The organism is Nostoc sp. DSM 114160, assembly GCF_053470305.1.
Genome location: NZ_JBPFGO010000001.1, coordinates 366,464 through 382,709 on the forward strand (window position 1 = coordinate 366,464; position 16,246 = coordinate 382,709).

The following is a 16,246-nucleotide window of genomic DNA, read 5'->3' on the forward strand; positions in this document are numbered from 1 at the left end:
TTAATTCTTCTCCCTTATCTCCCCCTGCTCTCCTGCTCCCCATTCTCTAAGCCTTGCTAAAACCAATATCAGTACCCTTACCAGCATGAACTAAAGCTAACTTTTGGTAACGTTTAGCGTGTTCAATCAGTTCTGCGGCTTCAACATCTGTTACTTGCCGTAATACTTTACCTGGAATACCGACAACTAAGGACAAAGGCGGTACATTTTTAGTTACCACTGCGCCAGCACCAATAATGCTACCAGCGCCCACTCGTACCCCATCTAAAATCACTGCGCCAATGCCAATCAAACTTCCACGTTCAATGTAAGCAGAATGTACTACAGCGCGATGCCCTACGGTAACATGATCTTCTAAGATTGTTGGAAAACCAGGATCGCCATGTAAAATTGCACCATCCTGAATATTTGTGCATTCGCCAATTTCAATTTGTTCTACATCTCCCCTCACCACTGCTCCATACCAAATGCTCACTCCTGTTGCTATATTTACCGAACCCATAACAACAGCATTGCCCGCAATGAAGGCAGCTTGAGAAAAATCAGGAGATGTCCAGTAAGAAGCGGTAGACACGATAGAATATGAATATGGTACCCAGGAACACTGGAGAAACTCCAACCTTTGAGGCTGGTTGCACAACCAGGATATCACAGCGTCAAGCCTCTACGCTGAGGAAAACACTAGTGAACAATGTTCCTGCCGCAACACCGTGTCTATGCAGCAGCGAGCAAATAACCCAAAGTGGTTGAGCCGAAGTGTATAATCCAACCCACTAGTGCTGGTGAAGACAAAACTATGTTTGTACGCACTTCATGATGAATCCAGGTTTGCAGTACCCAATGTTTGGGCCGGAAATACAGTGTCCCCATTGTCGCCAGACTATTCCGGCGTTGACACTCACAGATACCTATCTGTGTCCGCGTCATGGCGCGTTTGAAGCTAATCCGAAAAATGGAGAGTTAATCCATTTGCAATCGGGGCGTCATTGGCGGAGGTGGAATAATGAATGGTATAGACAACATACTCATCCTGATGGTATTCGCTTTGAAATTCACGAAGCATTAGACAAGCTCTATACCCAAGGTTTTCGAGCAACACGAGTAATTATTGCTCGACGCTATCAGGAATTGATGAGTGGCTACTTAGAACGCAGCACGCCTTGGCGTTCTGGACAACCAGAAGCTACTGCGGCGCGTTTATACGGTTTACCCGTGGAGTTTAGCCCCGATAACTCAGATGATGCCTGTTGGGAAGTGATTAATTTTGACTTGGAAAAAGAGCCTGGTGTCCCTGTACGCTACCCTTATTTCAGGTTGTTTGAGTAATGGTCAATAATTAGTGCTGAGTGCTGAGTGCTGAGTGCTGAGTTCTAATGGAGAAGAAGTTTTAATTGCACTCAATTAAAAAGTTTTTCATCCTTAGAATTTAAGTTTAAGGTCTTACTCAGCACTCGTTACTCAGCACTCAGCACTACTGTCTTATGCATCACGCTTCTATTCGGACTGCCAATATTCATCGAGCGATCGCTTTCTACGAACTTTTAGGGTTTACAATCTCAGAACGCTTTACCACAGGCTATACCCTAGCTTGCTGGATGGAAGGATTGGGCGGCAGAATTGAACTGATCCAAATTCCCGAACCAAAACCAGCCCCAGATGCCTTTGCTGACGAACATTATGTGGGATATTATCATCTCTCGTTCGATTTAACTGAGATTACACCAGATTTACCTAGCTGGTTGACAAATTTGCAAGAACGTGCATTAGTAGCTGCTGAGAGTCAACCCGAAGGATTAGAACCATTGAAGGTGCTTTTAGAACCGACACAACAGCAAATAGGCGATCGCATTTACGAAGTGGCTTTCATCGCCGATACTGATGGCTTACCTCTGGAATTCATTCGGATTTTAGCAAAACTCCCGTAATTTAGCTTTTTTATTAGCTTTGTTGCTAATATATTGTTTTTCTGTATTGTTACTGAAGTCACAGATTTTTTCGCCAGATTAAAGTGTGGTCACTCACAAAAACAATTATGTAACTTAATTTACAGATATATCTGCTAAATACATGTATGGATGTTCCAAACTTTACTCGAAATTTTATAAATATCCCTTGCCGTTATTACTTTTAAGTTTATGGCTAATAGCTGTTTTTTTGTTGAGCGATCGACCTGCTCATAGCCAACATCCAGTTATATTTACTAACAAAGAAAAATATCAGTCAACCTTGCTAGCAAAAAGAATAATGCCCTCAACACTGACAGAAAACGTCCGCAAGACAGTGCTGGAGAATGGTCTAACTGTCCTGACAAAGGAAGTGCATACTGCGCCAGTGGTGACGGTGCAGGTGTGGTACAAGGTTGGCTCGCGTAACGAAGAACCAGGCGTGAATGGCATTGCCCACCAATTGGAACACATGATGTTTAAAGGCACTCGAAACCGCCCGATTCAATTTGGACGTTTGTTTAGTGCTTTAGGTAGTGATTCTAATGCTTTTACCAGCTATGACCAAACTGCATATTACGGTACTGTGGAACGAAACAAGCTGAAAGCGCTCTTGGTGCTGGAAGCAGACAGAATGCGAAATTCCCAGATTGAGCCGGAGCAATTAGCCAGTGAAAAGCGGGTAGTAATTTCCGAGTTGCAGGGTTACGAAAATAGTCCAGAATATCGCCTCAACCGCGCTGTCATGCAAGCGGTGTTTCCCAATCATGCTTATGGGTTGCCTGTAGGTGGCACTAAAGCTGATGTCGAAAAGTTTGAAGTTGAGCAGGTAGAAAAATATTACCGCAATTTTTACAGTCCCGATAATGCTGTCTTAGTGATTGTGGGAGATTTTCAAACAGCAAATACTCTCGAAACAATTAAAGAAGTGTTTGGTAAAGTACCCAGGCAGGAGGCAGGGGGCAGAGGGCAGGGGAGCAGAGGGGCAGAGGAGCAGAGGAGCAGAGGAGAAAGTCTTTCTTCCTCATCTCCCATCGTATTACGAGAACCGGGAGCAGGACGGCTGTTACAAGTTGTGTATCCGCTACCGGATGCAAATCAACCAGATGTGCCGGCGCTGGATGTGATGGATTACATCTTGACAGAGGGACGGAATTCTAGACTTTATCAGGCATTGGTGGAATCAGGTTTAGCTAGTGAACTTACGGCATCCGTCACCAGTTTGCGAGAATCTGGCTGGTATGAGTTGTTGGTAACGGCTGGAGCTAAACAAGATTTGAAAAAAATTGACTCAATGTTGAGTAGTGCGATCGCCAATGTAGCAGAAAAAGGTGTGACATCTGAGGAAGTAGAACGAGCCAAAACTCAATTAACAGCAGATGTAATTTTGAGTAACCGTGATATCACCTCTCAAGCAATGCGATTGGGGACTGATGAGACAACTGTTGGTGATTATCGCTACACAGACCGCTATTTGGCAGCTGTTCGTTTGGTGAAGCCGACGGATGTTGTTGCTGTGATTAACAAATACTTGACAAAAGAAGCGCGGACAGTAGGATTTTTTGAACCAACCCAGAAGCGGATAACAGAAGTTGCTGACAAACCAGACTCAGCCCAAACTACAGAAAATTTCTCTCCTGGCGCACCTGTGCTTCCTTCTGAGGTAATGAAATACTTGCCACCTGTGGATTTGGCTACAGATGCGATTGCCCAAGTCTTACCCCAGGAATTTAAATTGACTAACGGATTGCGGATATTACTGTTACCCGATCGGAGTACTCCCACCGTTACCTTAAGCGGTTATATTCAAGCTGGGACAGAATTCGATCCAGAGAATAAAGCTGGATTGGCTGCTTTTGTGGCAGATAATTTGCTAAATGGTACTAAGAGCAAGGATGTTTTAACTATTGCTAAAGTCTTAGGAGAACGAGGGGCAAGTCTAGACTTTCAAACCTACCGCGAAGGTGTGCATATCGAAGGTGATAGTTTAGCAGATGATTTGCCCATACTCCTGGAGATATTAGCAGATGTTGTGAAAAATAGTACCTTTCCCAGCAAAGAGTTAGAACTGCATCGCCAACAAACTTTAACTGATTTGCAACAGGAATTAGATGAGCCATCAGAAGTAGCTAGAAGAGTATTTGTTCAGTCAATTTATCCGAAAAAACACCCCTTACATACCTTCCCCACAGAGGAGAGTTTACAGCAGATTCAGCGCCAGGATGTGATTGATTTCAAAACTAAACATTATCGCCCAGATACAACAGTGCTAGCGCTGGTGGGAGATTTCGATCTAGACAAAGTGCGATCGCTGATTAAAAATAAGTTTGGAGACTGGGAAGTTAGCGGCCAAGCACCCGCATTAAAATATCCCCCGGTGGCAATGCCAAAGAAAATGGTGAGTGTCAACCCAGTTTTACCAGATAAAGCCCAAGCTGTAACTTATATGGGTTACACAGGCATTAACCGTTACGATCCTCGATTTCATGCAGCCTTAGTATTGAACCAGATTTTAGGAGGCGATACCTTATCTAGTAGACTGGGTGCAGAAGTGCGCGATCGCCAAGGTTTAAGCTATGGAATTTATAGCTCCTTCCAAGCTGGGAAGAATGTAGGGACATTTTTGATTGAGATGCAGACTAGTCCTGAAGATAGCAGTAAAGCGATCGCTAGTACCCGCCAGATGCTACAGCAAATTCATCAACAAGGCGTAACTGCACTAGAAGTAGAAACAGCTAAACGCACCCTCATCAGCAGCTACAACGTTTCCCTGGCAAACCCAGAGGAATTAACAGATAGAATTCTGATGAATGAGGTGTACGGACTAGATAAAGTAGAATTGCACTCCTTCACTGATAAAATCCAGAAAGTCACCCTTACTCAAGTTAATCAAGCGGCTCGTGAGTTACTCCACCCAGATCGAATCGTAGTCGTTACTGCTGGGCCATCTGTGTTAGCAGAGAAAAGTATTAGGTAGAGATAGGCACTAGGCATGGATAATATAAAGAATAGGTAAAGTGGTTTTCCCCACTACCTATTAATTGTTATTGCTCATCAGCATTGCCTTTTGAGAATTAGTGATGAAAATTTATAACTGTTTTTACGAAATTGTAATTAAATCCCTTAGTTTCACAATTCCTACTTGGGTACAAATATTACGGCGTAACTACGTGATATTAATGTTATTCCTCGCTCTAAATTTCATCGCTGCTACTCCAGCAATGGCGGCGAATAAGTCTTTTGATTTGCTCAAGCAACCAGCTAAAGAAATTACAGTTAGCTTGGGTAATGCGGCTAACGAACTCAAATTTGAGCCAAATCATTTGGAATTTGAGGTTGGCAAACGCTATCAACTACGGCTTACTAATCCCAGTCAACTGAAGCACTATTTTACTGCTAAAGATTTTGCCGATGGCATCTGGACACAAAAAGTTGAAGCAGGCAAAGTAGAGATCAAAGGAGCCATTCACGAACTGGAACTTAAGCCCGGTGCTGAAGCCGAATGGGTATTTGTGCCCTTGAAATCTGGTACTTATGGCTTACGTTGTACAATACCAGGACATATAGAAGCGGGTATGATTGGAGAAATTGCCATCAAGAATTAAAAATTAAAGAGAATTGAGCTAAATACAACATTTCATTAAATTATCTGCGTACCGTTGCGCCCCTCTGCCTTGAAATTTCAACCCTCATTTTAGACAAAACTGTACTAACTCCCATAGTGGCTCGTGGAAAATAACTTAGGGCGTTTTTGATTCCAATCCAACACATTAAGAATATACAAATATGTTATTCTATATACATTAACCCCAAAAATAGAAGAATACCTATCAGGGATTAAAATAACTTAAATTATAGATATTATTTCTCAATTAATCTAGAGAAAGCATTCATACTTCAGCGTCAAAGCCACCAGTAATTATTAATTTCCTATGAACATTTTCAGTAACTTACTTTCTCAAGCGACTCAGCCTGCACCTGCGAAAAAACAGCGCCGAGGAATTGAAATTAAATCGCTGCGTGAAATTGAAATCATGCGGCAATCATCGGCAATTGTCGCAACTGTCCTAAAAGAAATTTCCGAGCTAGTAAAGCCAGGAATGACAACAGCTGATTTGGATGCTTATGCAGAAAAGCGCATCCGCGAAATGGGCGCAACACCGAGTTTTAAAGGATATCACGGTTTTCCAGGTTCTATTTGCTCCAGCATTAATAATGAAGCAGTACATGGCATTCCTAGCCCTAAGAAAGTGATTCGCGTCGGGGATGTATTAAAAGTAGATACAGGCGCTTATTTCCAAGGCTTTCATGGTGATTCTTGCATTTCAATTGCTGTCGGTGAAGTGACAGAAGAAGCGGCTAAATTAATTCGTGTAGCAGAAGAAGCTTTATATAAAGGCATTGAGCAAGTAAAGGCTGGTGTATACCTGCTTGACTTAGCTGGAGCAATTGAAGATCATGTGAAATCTAACGGCTTTAGTATAGTCGAAGAGTTTACTGGACACGGTGTCGGTCGTAACCTGCATGAAGAACCTTCAGTATTCAACTACCGTACTCGTGAGATGCCAAATGTTAAACTCCGGGCAGGGATGACGCTGGCAATTGAGCCAATTTTAAATGCGGGTTCTAGACACACGCGGACATTATCTGACCGTTGGACAGCAGTCACTATGGATAATTCTTTGTCTGCTCAGTTTGAGCATACAGTTTTGGTGACAGAGACTGGTTATGAGATTTTGACTGACCGTTCTAAGCTGTAACTGTCAGTTGTAATTATTTGTTGTTGAGAGAGGTAAAGCGTTGAAAGAGGGCGATTTACCTCTTTACTTTTTTAACACAATTTGTCAAACATTCAATAACTGCTATATAGCAATCCTATCTAATTTTTCACAAATGATTTAGGACTGTTGATTAGTCCCTGCATAATTAGTTTTGTAAATAGAAAGCATCTCTTTAGCTTGCACAAAGACAGACGTACTCTTTGGAATAGCTTCTAACAAATTAATTGCTTGCCGCCATTTATTTTGTGCTTGCTTTCGACTTAGTTGTGAATGAGGTGAATTTTTAACAAATAAATTAGCTTCTGTTGCTAGCTTGTGGGCTAATTCTAAGTTTGCTACAGCTTTCTTTTCAATTAGCACTCTTTTACTGATAGATTTATAGTTAATTTGATAGTAAGCTAATTTATTCTTTGCCTGGTCATAAATTGATGTTTTAGCAGGAATTTTATCTAATAAAATTATTGCCTGATACCATTTGTTTTGTGCTTGTTGCCAGACTTTTAGAGGATGCGGTGGCTTTTGAACGAGAGAAGCAGCCTCCATACCGAGTTTTTGAGCAGATTTAAAGTTGGCGATGGCTCCGCCATCGTCTGCGACGAACGCACTTGTTTCTTGAGTTAAACTTAGATTTTGCTCTCTAATTTTCCAACCAGCAAAAGTTAAGATTAATAAACTTGAAGCGATAATCAAAACTGAACGTACTATCTTTGGTGTTGAAAACTTTGGTACTATTCCTAATTTCTGGCTACTGATTGCTTCTTTATTACTTTCCTGTTCAATCTTTTTCAAGGCTTGTTCTGCGTGTAGACTGAAAGTATCACCCTGAAGAATTAAAGCAGCAATTTGTTGTTGGAAATAATCACAATCATTGAGAATATCTGTCAATTCTTGAAATTTTCCATCACTTGATATGATTAATTCATGGTCATCATCTAACCACTCTAGAGCAAAACCAGATTTACCATAAAAAGCTGATACGCCTAATAAAATATTTAATAAGTTGCGACTATTTTTAATAGTATCAAAAATATAATTTAGTTTTTCTTGTAACTGTAATAGTTGTTTTTGAGAATCGCTAATTTTTTCAATTTGATGCTTTAAAATATTAGATTTAGTCAAGGCTAAGTCAATTTGTAAGCTGTCACTCAAGGTTTGAAATTGATTGGATATACTTAAATTAAGAATATCAGAATTTAATTGATTTACTAATTGAATATCACTAAGAATATCAGCGGCTATCGCTTGCAAAAAATAACCCCATTCAAGCCAATCATCAATTTTTGATTGTAAATCAGTCAATGAAATTTTAGTTTCTGAATTTCCAAATTTCTCTGCGATCGCTGGATCTACTAATCCTACACCAGGTATAAATAAAACACCTACAGTACTTATTCGAGGAAGTGTAGCGATCGCAGAATTTTTGACGTTCTCAAGTCTCAATTCTTGAACGATTAATTTTTTAATATTCCGTAGCTGTTCCTGAGCATTATTAATCGGGATAATTTGTTCCATGATTTGATTAGAATCGCCAATAGTCAGTTTTAAATTCTGAATTAGTGTTGGCAATTCACTAACAAGTATTTCTAGGTTAGCCATAAATACCCCTGGGGGATTTGTCGAAAGTTTATGCAGAACAATTAAAATGGCTTGAGTAAGAATACAACCCCGCCTATTGCATCTCGGCATCCTAAACAAGTCACAAATCTTAGGAGCTATAAAATTTATAGTTCCCGGAAATCCTGCTAAAGTAACAATTTCAGTTTAAAAATCCCAGATAAAGACAAAATTACCCATTCACTAACCTATGAATGAAGTTGATTTAGCATTTACCCCAGCACTAGAGCTGGCGCAATTAATTCGTCGCCGGGAAATATCACCGCTAGAGTTGGTAGAAATATATTTAGAACGGATTGAGCAATTAAATCCTCAATTAGGAAGTTATTTTACGGTGACGGCAGAATTAGCGATCGCAGATGCCAAAGCCAAAACAGAATTATTAACAACTACCTCAGAACTACCGCCATTTTTTGGCGTGCCGATTTCCATTAAAGACCTCAATGCTGTAGCAGGTGTTACCTGTACTTATGGAAATCCAGCATTACTGAACAATATCCCTAATTATGATGATGGGGTTGTAACGCGGATTAAGCAGGCTGGATTTACTATTCTTGGTAAAACAGCCACTTCCGAATTAGGTTCTTTTCCCTACAGCGAACCTATGGGTTTTCCTCCAGCCAGAAATCCGTGGAATTTAGAATACACCCCTGGCGGTTCCAGTGGTGGCGCGGCGGCGGCGGTAGCAGCGGGATTGTGTGCGATCGCTCAAGGTTCTGATGGTGGTGGTTCAATTCGGGGGCCTGCGGCTTGTTGTGGTTTGGTGGGAATTAAACCATCTAGGGGTAGGGTGAGTAAAGCACCCGTAGGCGAACGCCTCGCTGGAATTGCCGTTAACGGGCCAATCGCCCGGACTGTCGCTGATGCTGCTGCCCTTTTGGATGCCATATCTGGTTACATGACAGGCGATCCTTACTGGTTGCCAGATCCCGAACCATCATTTCTCGCCGCCACTGGGACAAAACTCGGTGCTTTGCGAATTGCCTTTGACACTAGCATTTCTCCATTGGGAGAAGCTGACGCCAACTGTCAGCAAGGTGTCCGCCAAACAGTCCAGTTATTAGAAAAACTCGGCCACCACGTTGAACAAAAATCCCCAGATTTTAGTGGTTTAGTTGAACCATTTCAAATCGTTTGGCAAGCTGGGGTAGCCGCATCGGGACTTCCTGTTGAAGCCTTGCAGTCGTTGAATCGCTGGCTATTTGCACGCACAGGTTCCGTTGGAGAATACCTACAAGCAGTTTCCCAAATGCAGGTAGTGGCACGTCAAATTGTGGCGTTTTTCGATACCTTGGATGTGCTGGTATTGCCAGTTTATCTACATTCACCTATCCGTGTTGGGGAATGGGCTTCGCTCAGTCCAGAAGAGACATTCCAAAATATTATTGAGTGGGTTGCCCCTTGTCCGCCTGCGAATGCAACTGGACAACCTGCGATCGCTATTCCTGTCGGCTTTGATAGTAAGGGTTTACCCATCAGTGTGCAGCTAATTGGTAAACCTGCTGCTGAAGCCACAATCATCAGCCTAGCAGCACAATTAGAAGCGGCTAATCCTTGGATTAATCATCGTCCAGCTTGGGCAATATCAGGTTGATCGTGCAGGCATCCTTGGAACAACTTGCGCAAATTATCGTGTTTGCAGGTTTAAAAACGGCAGAGAAGATCGGTTTGCAACCTTACACTCAGGTGCAAGGCTATCGCCAAGGAGAGATTATTCTCCATGAAGGCGATCGCTTACCAGCAAAACTCTACGCTGTTGTCAGTGGATCGATTCAAGTTACCAAAACAGCAACAACGGGGAAAGAAACAATTCTCCGTGCCTTAGCTGCTGGAGAAATTTTTGCGGCTCCTGCTTTGTTGGGAAATGGAATTTCTCCAGCAACTGTCACTGCTGAATCTGATTGTGAAATCCTCACTGTAGAGCGAGATGCTTTGTTAAAAGCTATTGGCGAAAACCCTGAAATCGCCTTACGAATGCTGATGGTTTTTAACAGTCGGATTCAGCAATTACATGAAACAGTCCACGGATTAGTTTCTGAAAGAGCGATTGTTCGCCTTGCGAGATTAATTAAATATTTTGCTGCTGAATCTGGAACTGAATCTACTTCCGAAGGCGAATGTTTAAAAGTCAAATTATCTTATTATCGGATGGCTCGAAGTAGCGGCATTACTTACGAAGAATGCGTGCGATTAATTAAAAGTCTCAAACCAGTAATTGCTTATCGTCGGGGTGGGACGATTACGATCCTTGATGCTGATAAATTAGATGCGATCGCATCTGGAGATTACGATCCTTGATGCTGAAAAATTGAATGCGTAGTTTACCGCCGCAGGCATCGCATCTGGAGATATAGATTAGTAGTGGCGCACATCTGTGCGCCACTACACGCGGGGGACAGCAATTCAGACTGCTACAGCTGCTCTATCTTGCTCGCGTGCAGCCACAACTAAAACTAGACATAGAGCTGCGATCGCTTTTTGCCATTCTTGCCGAACTTGCGCGTCTTCGACACCTTCAAACAACCCTACCAAGCGGGGAATAGAAGCTTCTAAAGCCAGACGAGGTACTGGACGGTGTAACTCAACCAAATGAGTTAAACTTTCTTGATTATGGACAAAACCAATTACCCATCTTGTAGTGTGATCGGGACTATCAGGAACCCGTTTGACTCCCAACTCATTTTTTAGCCAGTTGTAAAAAGGTGGTAATTCCTTAGCTAAAACTCCTCCAGCGGTGGGTAAAGTTTCCTTAAGCAAATTGGTATCTAAGCTGTTTAATTCTTGTTGCAATTCAGGTGAATTGAGAACTTTAGTTAGAGGCTGTGAGAGTATTTCCTCCAACTGAGTTTCAGAAAAATTTAAATTTTCAGCAAAAGTTAAAAGTAGCGATCGCATTTTTTTAGAATCCAAAATTAACTAATTTTTATCTGTGACTTTCTCTGAGATGGGGAGCAAAAATGTCAGGTTTTCTTCAATCTTTCAAGCATCAGGTGCATTAGTAGATATCAAGACAAAAACACCAATTCATAGTACTTTAGGATTATGAACTGTAAATAAAAGTTGATAATCTTCCAGGCTGATTTGCCCCCTGAGATAATTTATTTGTAGCTATTCCTCTACCAGAACGCAGATGCTTTTTACCCGCTGCTGCTAATGCTTCGTGTCCGTAGCTGTTTGGAAATTGAGGATAGGGTTGGTCATCTGTGCGACCCTCTGAACTTGTCTTACCCTCAATTTCTCAGTAATTTATGATATTGTCTCTGAGGTAGCTCATAGAAGCAGTATTACTTTGCTTTCCATTCGTGGTCAAGGATAGCGTAAAGAAAGTTGTCGTACCATCTGCCTTTGATTAACTCTTTTTCTCGCAAATGACCCTCACGACGCATACCAATTTTTTCTAATACCTTTACAGAAGCAACATTCTCTGAAATACACCAAGACCAGATACGATGCATTCTCAATTCTTCAAAGCCAAACTTTAAAATTGCCTGTGCCGCTTCTGTTGCATAACCTTGTCCCCAATATTGAGTATTTAGTTCATAGCCGATATTTGCTTCCCGCATTTCTGGATCGTTTACACGGATACCACAATTGCCAATCAGCCGATTTTCTTCTTTGAGGACAACAGTTAACTGAAACTTAGTCCGGGGTTGCTCTTTTTGCCGATCGATAAATATCTGGATAAACTCGCAAACATCCTTCTGTGTGCGTTGTGTCCAGTAGCTATAACGCAAATACAAAGGGTCGGATTGATAGGCAAAAACCGCCTGCCAATCTGTCTCTACAAAATCACGCATTAGCAAGCGGGGTGTTTCTAATATCATCTGTTTTTATAGGCCAATACAGTTCAGTTAAGAAAAATTGTAGGTTGGGTTAAGCAAAGCGCAACCCAACAAAGTCCTGCAAATGTTGGGTTTCGTTCCTCAACCCAACCTACGTAGTTTAAGGTTTCTGGGGCTAACTGAACCGTATTGTTTTATAGGCAAGTTCTACCACATCTAGATTAGCCAGTAGAATAATTGGCGTTGCTAAATTCAGATATGAAAATGATTTGGCATGATTTCAAAATTTTTGTAAAAACGTTACATAGCAACGTCTTTACACCCAGATTCATACATTGAATTAGCAACGCCGAATAATTAAGTTGCCCGATCAATTTTTTGTACTTCTTCCTCAGATAGTTTCACGTTGATAGCACGTGTTGAGTCTTCAATACTAGAAACCTTGCTAGCACCAGGAATAGGCAAAATAGCGGGTGACTTAGAACGCAACCACGCCAAAACGATATTATATACCGACACGCCTTTTTCTTTAGCTAATTTAGCGATCGCAGAAATATCCTGCAAATCCTGATGGCGACGCTTACCACCAAATGGACTCCAAGGTAAAAAAGTCAATCCTTGCTGTTCGCAATATTTTAATACGCCGTCATTTTCTGGCTGTCGTTGCCAAGGGCTATATTGATTCTGCACTGAGACAATATCCACCACATCCCGCGCTCGCTTAATTTGTTCAACGGAAAAGTTAGAAACTCCCACAAACCGAATCAAACCAGCCTCTACTGCTTCTTTAACTGGTGCAAGAGATTCTTCAATGGTGTAATTAGCATCGGGAGAATGGTATTGCCAAACATCGATGGGTTTAGCACCGCCCAAAGCCTCAAAACTGGCTCGAATTGTTTGGCGCAAATGTTCTGGGTTGCCGTTGCTTGTCCAGCTGCCATTGGGACGCATCAACCCGCCCTTAGTTGCTACAATTACTTGACTAACATCGCCTTTGTAACTACTAACTGCCTTGTGAATTAGCTGCTCATTGTGGTGCTTATCTGACTCATCTTTACAGTAAGCATCGGCAGTGTCAATAAATGTAATACCCAAATCCAAGGCACGATGAATAACTTGGATTGATTCCGATTCAGGAGGACGATTAGCAATTGACATCGGCATACCACCCAAACCAATTGCACTCACAAAGATACCAGTTTTTCCTAGCTGTTTGGTTTCCATGATTCTAGCTATAGCTTTCTGCCTCAATTATCTATCAGTTAGTTATTCATCAGAAATCCTCCCTAGTACTTAGACTTGAGGATAAGTGAATGTAATTCTTCTTTCTGCTATATGTGAAAATACCACATTATTTAACAGACAATCCTCATAGACTGAGGATATTTTAAAAGTGGTCAGACAATTTTGGATTTTAGATTTGGGATTTGGGATTTTGGATTGACAGTGACCCCATAGATAAATCTAGGGGCTTGCGAATTTTAGATTTTAGATTAACTCCATAGATGAATCTAGGGGCTTGTACCATCCAGGAATGTCGGTCAGACAATTTTGGATTTTAGATTTGGGATTTGGGATTTTGGATTGACAGTTGACCCCATAGATAAATCTAGGGGCTTGCGAATTTTAGATTTTAGATTAACTCCATAGATGAATCTAGGGGCTTGTACCATCCAGGAATGTCGTTCAACTGTAATTTAGGCACTTCTATATGCCCCCTAACCTCCCTGAATAAGGGGGATTTATGGAGAACTAAAACGTTTTGTTACCGACTAAATAAATTTTAAAACATCCTTTAATTTCGACCTAAGAATTTTTAATATGAGATTTAAGATTTAATTCTCTGAAAGTTATATTTGATTGTGGTCTTGGCAAACTTAATTCTTATTGATGCTTACCAATATTTAGATTTTTTGCCCTGCTGTCAGAGAAAGAATAATTGCGAGCGAGTAGAGTAATATATTAATATTTACGCCCGTCAAACGGACGTAAATATCCTTAGACAATTGTGTTGACTAAATTATTTCCTCTAAATTTCTTAGAAAACTTAGAGATTTAGTTAATAGCCCTCTATAGTGTAACCAGCAGACTGAACTATCTGTTTAATTGACTCTTCAGAAGCGGCAGCATCTACAGTGACAGTTTTAGTCTCAACGTTCACATCTACTTTGGCATCAGATTCCATAGTCTGAATAGATTTAGTTATTTTCTGGGCGCACTCATTACCTTTAATATTGGGAACTTTCAATTTAATTGCCATTATTTACCTCGTTACGGAAACTGAAATTTACCTTTAAGAAATATAATATCGATTTTGATAGTGAGCGCACATCTTACTTGAGTTAGGGAATTGAGCATTACATAAATAGTAATAACTAATAGTTATATCTAAATCATTATTGACAAATTATTAAGGACGTAAAACTAAATAAAATGCAAAAACATATAAAGCTTTTTATGAAAATCCACTGAGAAACTACTAACTTTTAAAAAGCATTTTTGAGTTTGTGATGAGGACTCCACAAGACATTTACGCTGCTTTTTTAGGCATTGATGTTAGACATAGTTATTTTAGTAAGACTGCTCGATTGTACAAGCGTCTATGCGTAATTCACGAAATCTTTTTATCTGTAGTTTTTAATTTATTGTACACTTTAGATACTTTTGCCCAACATTTAGAGTACATATAGATTCAAAAAACAGCTATCTTGCGGCAGAAATATACTGTGGATTCCCAACAAAGACTTTCAGCAACACAATTATCATAGGAGTGTTAGACACTGCTATTTGGGTATTTACGCTAGAGACTGCTTCACATTGCCAGTGGAAACGATTTCTGAAATGTACCAGTAGTTGAAATGCGATCGCTAGAAGCAACGAAAAAATTAGCATTTCTCGTTTGATTTATTTTCCAATATCTATGACGAACTATGACCCTCGAAGTAAAACTCGCTAACGCTTCTCTAGGAGACGCTAAGAGCGACCCGAGCGTCAGGGGCGGTTTATTGACGCCGTACTGTACTAGTAGTTCGCTTTCGTGACGCAAGCGGGGTAAAGGGGGAAAGGATTTAAATCCCTTACCCTTTTCCCTTTCCCCTTTCCCCAGCCCTCACCAAGCATTGTTGACTTGCCAGACAGTTAACTACAAATACCCACTTTGTCAGTTTGTCTAATTGAGATATGTTTGGTAAATAAAATAAGTAGCCTACATTATCGGCTGTTATTCCACACTTGACATAAAGCATTGTGAGTGCAAAACGTCTGCCAGAAACCATTGCCCATGTCAGAATTACCCGTCAATCCTGGCAACACGGCTTCCTTGAGGGTGAAGTGAGTGCGGGTGAGTTTGAGTGGCATTTCCAGTGGCATTTTCGTCGGGGAGAACTTGCCGTCAAGCCTTCCCAAGGTCGCGCCTTAATCAAAGAACCTCTCGGTCGATTCTTAGAGCAACAAGATTACCAGCTAGAGCCTGGAGGAGACTATGCTTTTACGATTCGGGCGGAACTTTAAAAGTTAAGAGTTATTCAATTTTGGATTTTGGATTTTAGATTTTGGATTGAAGAAAAAATCTAAAATTGGCTGGCTGCTCATTCAGTAAGGCGATTTAAGTATCTTTCGATTAAGAGGATGGCAACAATGTCATCTATGGGTCTTGGAGGCTGTCGTAGACCCTGTGGCAATAGCTTGATTAGCCCTTTGGGCGGGAACATTTGCCAATAGCGATCGCGTGCTTCTAAGGTTGTGTAGCGCTCATCCACTAAAATAATACTCAACGGTTCTGTTAATTCTTGATATAATCTCTGTCTCCACTGTTTGGCTGTAGTTTGGTCGCCCATGACCATCAAAGAAATCGGAAACCTTTGGCGCAGTGTCTCAATGCTAGCGATCGCCTCTTTTGCTAACACAACTTGATGATCGTACAGTTGCCGATCGAGTCCCATCACCGCTAAACCACACTTATCTCGACCTGGATCAAACCCCAAGATGACTGGTTGCGTTGGTGAAAATTCACGGAGATTCATAATTAATTAAAAATTAGAAATGTACCCTTACAAGGATCTTGCTACGTATAGTATGTGCTAGATAAAAAATGCAGCTACAGCAACTATTTTGACTGCTGTTCAAT

At 41.1% G+C, this 16,246-nt stretch carries 16 protein-coding genes; 8 read left to right on the top strand and 8 right to left on the bottom strand.

Annotated elements, in window-relative coordinates; genetic code table 11:
* Positions 1 to 46: 46 nt before the first annotated feature.
* Entirely contained in the window at positions 47 to 574 is a 528-nt protein-coding gene (locus NSTCB13_RS01765; protein ID WP_445629902.1) for a gamma carbonic anhydrase family protein, read from the bottom strand.
* 242 nt (positions 575 to 816) lie between these two features.
* Here NSTCB13_RS01765 and NSTCB13_RS01770 point away from each other — a divergent pair, with 242 nt between their 5' ends.
* From NSTCB13_RS01770 to map, 5 genes are all read left to right on the top strand, one after another.
* Positions 817 to 1,326 (top strand): TIGR02652 family protein, encoded by a 510-nt coding sequence (locus NSTCB13_RS01770; protein WP_445632021.1) that lies wholly within the window; start codon positions 817 to 819, stop codon positions 1,324 to 1,326.
* 155 nt (positions 1,327 to 1,481) lie between these two features.
* Complete coding sequence (locus NSTCB13_RS01775; protein WP_445629901.1) at positions 1,482 to 1,925, top strand: VOC family protein; 444 nt, start codon at positions 1,482 to 1,484, stop codon at positions 1,923 to 1,925.
* Between the two features lie 142 nt (positions 1,926 to 2,067).
* The gene (locus NSTCB13_RS01780; protein ID WP_448271196.1) at positions 2,068 to 4,920 is read left to right on the top strand and encodes a M16 family metallopeptidase; all 2,853 of its coding nucleotides are present in this window, start codon (positions 2,068 to 2,070) and stop codon (positions 4,918 to 4,920) included.
* Positions 4,921 to 5,122: 202 nt separating this feature from the next.
* Complete coding sequence (locus NSTCB13_RS01785) at positions 5,123 to 5,548, top strand: plastocyanin/azurin family copper-binding protein (RefSeq protein WP_448273098.1); 426 nt, start codon at positions 5,123 to 5,125, stop codon at positions 5,546 to 5,548.
* Between the two features lie 327 nt (positions 5,549 to 5,875).
* A complete protein-coding gene (map, locus tag NSTCB13_RS01790) occupies positions 5,876 to 6,703 on the top strand; it encodes a type I methionyl aminopeptidase (RefSeq protein ID WP_448271197.1) in 828 nt (275 codons plus the stop codon).
* A gap of 138 nt (positions 6,704 to 6,841) precedes the next feature.
* Here map and NSTCB13_RS01795 read toward each other — a convergent pair whose 3' ends face one another.
* A complete protein-coding gene (locus NSTCB13_RS01795) occupies positions 6,842 to 8,320 on the bottom strand; it encodes a hypothetical protein (RefSeq protein WP_448271198.1) in 1,479 nt (492 codons plus the stop codon).
* Between the two features lie 208 nt (positions 8,321 to 8,528).
* On the opposite strand from NSTCB13_RS01795, the gene NSTCB13_RS01800 reads away from it, so the two are divergent.
* Positions 8,529 to 9,932: an amidase gene (locus NSTCB13_RS01800; protein WP_448271199.1), complete on the top strand. Its 1,404-nt coding sequence runs from the start codon at positions 8,529 to 8,531 to the stop codon at positions 9,930 to 9,932.
* A gap of 2 nt (positions 9,933 to 9,934) precedes the next feature.
* Positions 9,935 to 10,636, top strand: coding sequence for a Crp/Fnr family transcriptional regulator (locus NSTCB13_RS01805; protein ID WP_448271200.1), 702 nt, complete (start codon positions 9,935 to 9,937; stop codon positions 10,634 to 10,636).
* 105 nt (positions 10,637 to 10,741) lie between these two features.
* Here NSTCB13_RS01805 and NSTCB13_RS01810 read toward each other — a convergent pair whose 3' ends face one another.
* From NSTCB13_RS01810 to NSTCB13_RS01830, 5 genes are all read right to left on the bottom strand, one after another.
* The gene (locus NSTCB13_RS01810) at positions 10,742 to 11,233 is read right to left on the bottom strand and encodes a hypothetical protein (RefSeq protein ID WP_445632020.1); all 492 of its coding nucleotides are present in this window, start codon (positions 11,231 to 11,233) and stop codon (positions 10,742 to 10,744) included.
* A 389-nt stretch (positions 11,234 to 11,622) separates the two neighbouring features.
* Positions 11,623 to 12,162, bottom strand: coding sequence for a GNAT family N-acetyltransferase (locus NSTCB13_RS01815; protein WP_448271201.1), 540 nt, complete (start codon positions 12,160 to 12,162; stop codon positions 11,623 to 11,625).
* Positions 12,163 to 12,477: 315 nt separating this feature from the next.
* A complete protein-coding gene (locus NSTCB13_RS01820; protein WP_448271202.1) occupies positions 12,478 to 13,344 on the bottom strand; it encodes an aldo/keto reductase in 867 nt (288 codons plus the stop codon).
* A gap of 835 nt (positions 13,345 to 14,179) precedes the next feature.
* Positions 14,180 to 14,380 (bottom strand): heavy-metal-associated domain-containing protein, encoded by a 201-nt coding sequence (locus NSTCB13_RS01825; RefSeq protein WP_292785349.1) that lies wholly within the window; start codon positions 14,378 to 14,380, stop codon positions 14,180 to 14,182.
* Between the two features lie 443 nt (positions 14,381 to 14,823).
* Positions 14,824 to 15,012: a hypothetical protein gene (locus NSTCB13_RS01830; protein WP_448271203.1), complete on the bottom strand. Its 189-nt coding sequence runs from the start codon at positions 15,010 to 15,012 to the stop codon at positions 14,824 to 14,826.
* Between the two features lie 354 nt (positions 15,013 to 15,366).
* Here NSTCB13_RS01830 and NSTCB13_RS01835 point away from each other — a divergent pair, with 354 nt between their 5' ends.
* Complete coding sequence (locus NSTCB13_RS01835) at positions 15,367 to 15,630, top strand: DUF3146 family protein (RefSeq protein ID WP_069070640.1); 264 nt, start codon at positions 15,367 to 15,369, stop codon at positions 15,628 to 15,630.
* A 77-nt stretch (positions 15,631 to 15,707) separates the two neighbouring features.
* On the opposite strand, the gene NSTCB13_RS01840 is transcribed toward NSTCB13_RS01835, so the two are convergent.
* On the bottom strand, positions 15,708 to 16,142 hold the full coding sequence (locus tag NSTCB13_RS01840; RefSeq protein WP_448268497.1) for a resolvase: 435 nt from the start codon (positions 16,140 to 16,142) through the stop codon (positions 15,708 to 15,710).
* Positions 16,143 to 16,246 lie beyond the last annotated feature (104 nt).

Excerpts from the sequence above, each read along its gene's own strand:
- NSTCB13_RS01780 (WP_448271196.1), top strand. The coding sequence starts at position 2,068 with ATGTATGGATGTTCCAAACTTTACTCGAAATTTTATAAATATCCCTTG.
- map (WP_448271197.1), top strand. The coding sequence starts at position 5,876 with ATGAACATTTTCAGTAACTTACTTTCTCAAGCGACTCAGCCTGCACCT.
- NSTCB13_RS01785 (WP_448273098.1), top strand. The coding sequence starts at position 5,123 with ATGTTATTCCTCGCTCTAAATTTCATCGCTGCTACTCCAGCAATGGCG.
- NSTCB13_RS01820 (WP_448271202.1), bottom strand. The coding sequence starts at position 13,344 with ATGGAAACCAAACAGCTAGGAAAAACTGGTATCTTTGTGAGTGCAATT.
- NSTCB13_RS01770 (WP_445632021.1), top strand. The coding sequence starts at position 817 with ATGAATCCAGGTTTGCAGTACCCAATGTTTGGGCCGGAAATACAGTGT.
- NSTCB13_RS01775 (WP_445629901.1), top strand. The coding sequence starts at position 1,482 with ATGCATCACGCTTCTATTCGGACTGCCAATATTCATCGAGCGATCGCT.
- NSTCB13_RS01795 (WP_448271198.1), bottom strand. The coding sequence starts at position 8,320 with ATGGCTAACCTAGAAATACTTGTTAGTGAATTGCCAACACTAATTCAG.
- NSTCB13_RS01800 (WP_448271199.1), top strand. The coding sequence starts at position 8,529 with ATGAATGAAGTTGATTTAGCATTTACCCCAGCACTAGAGCTGGCGCAA.
- NSTCB13_RS01840 (WP_448268497.1), bottom strand. The coding sequence starts at position 16,142 with ATGAATCTCCGTGAATTTTCACCAACGCAACCAGTCATCTTGGGGTTT.
- NSTCB13_RS01815 (WP_448271201.1), bottom strand. The coding sequence starts at position 12,162 with ATGATATTAGAAACACCCCGCTTGCTAATGCGTGATTTTGTAGAGACA.
- NSTCB13_RS01810 (WP_445632020.1), bottom strand. The coding sequence starts at position 11,233 with ATGCGATCGCTACTTTTAACTTTTGCTGAAAATTTAAATTTTTCTGAA.
- NSTCB13_RS01825 (WP_292785349.1), bottom strand. The coding sequence starts at position 14,380 with ATGGCAATTAAATTGAAAGTTCCCAATATTAAAGGTAATGAGTGCGCC.
- NSTCB13_RS01830 (WP_448271203.1), bottom strand. The coding sequence starts at position 15,012 with ATGCTAATTTTTTCGTTGCTTCTAGCGATCGCATTTCAACTACTGGTA.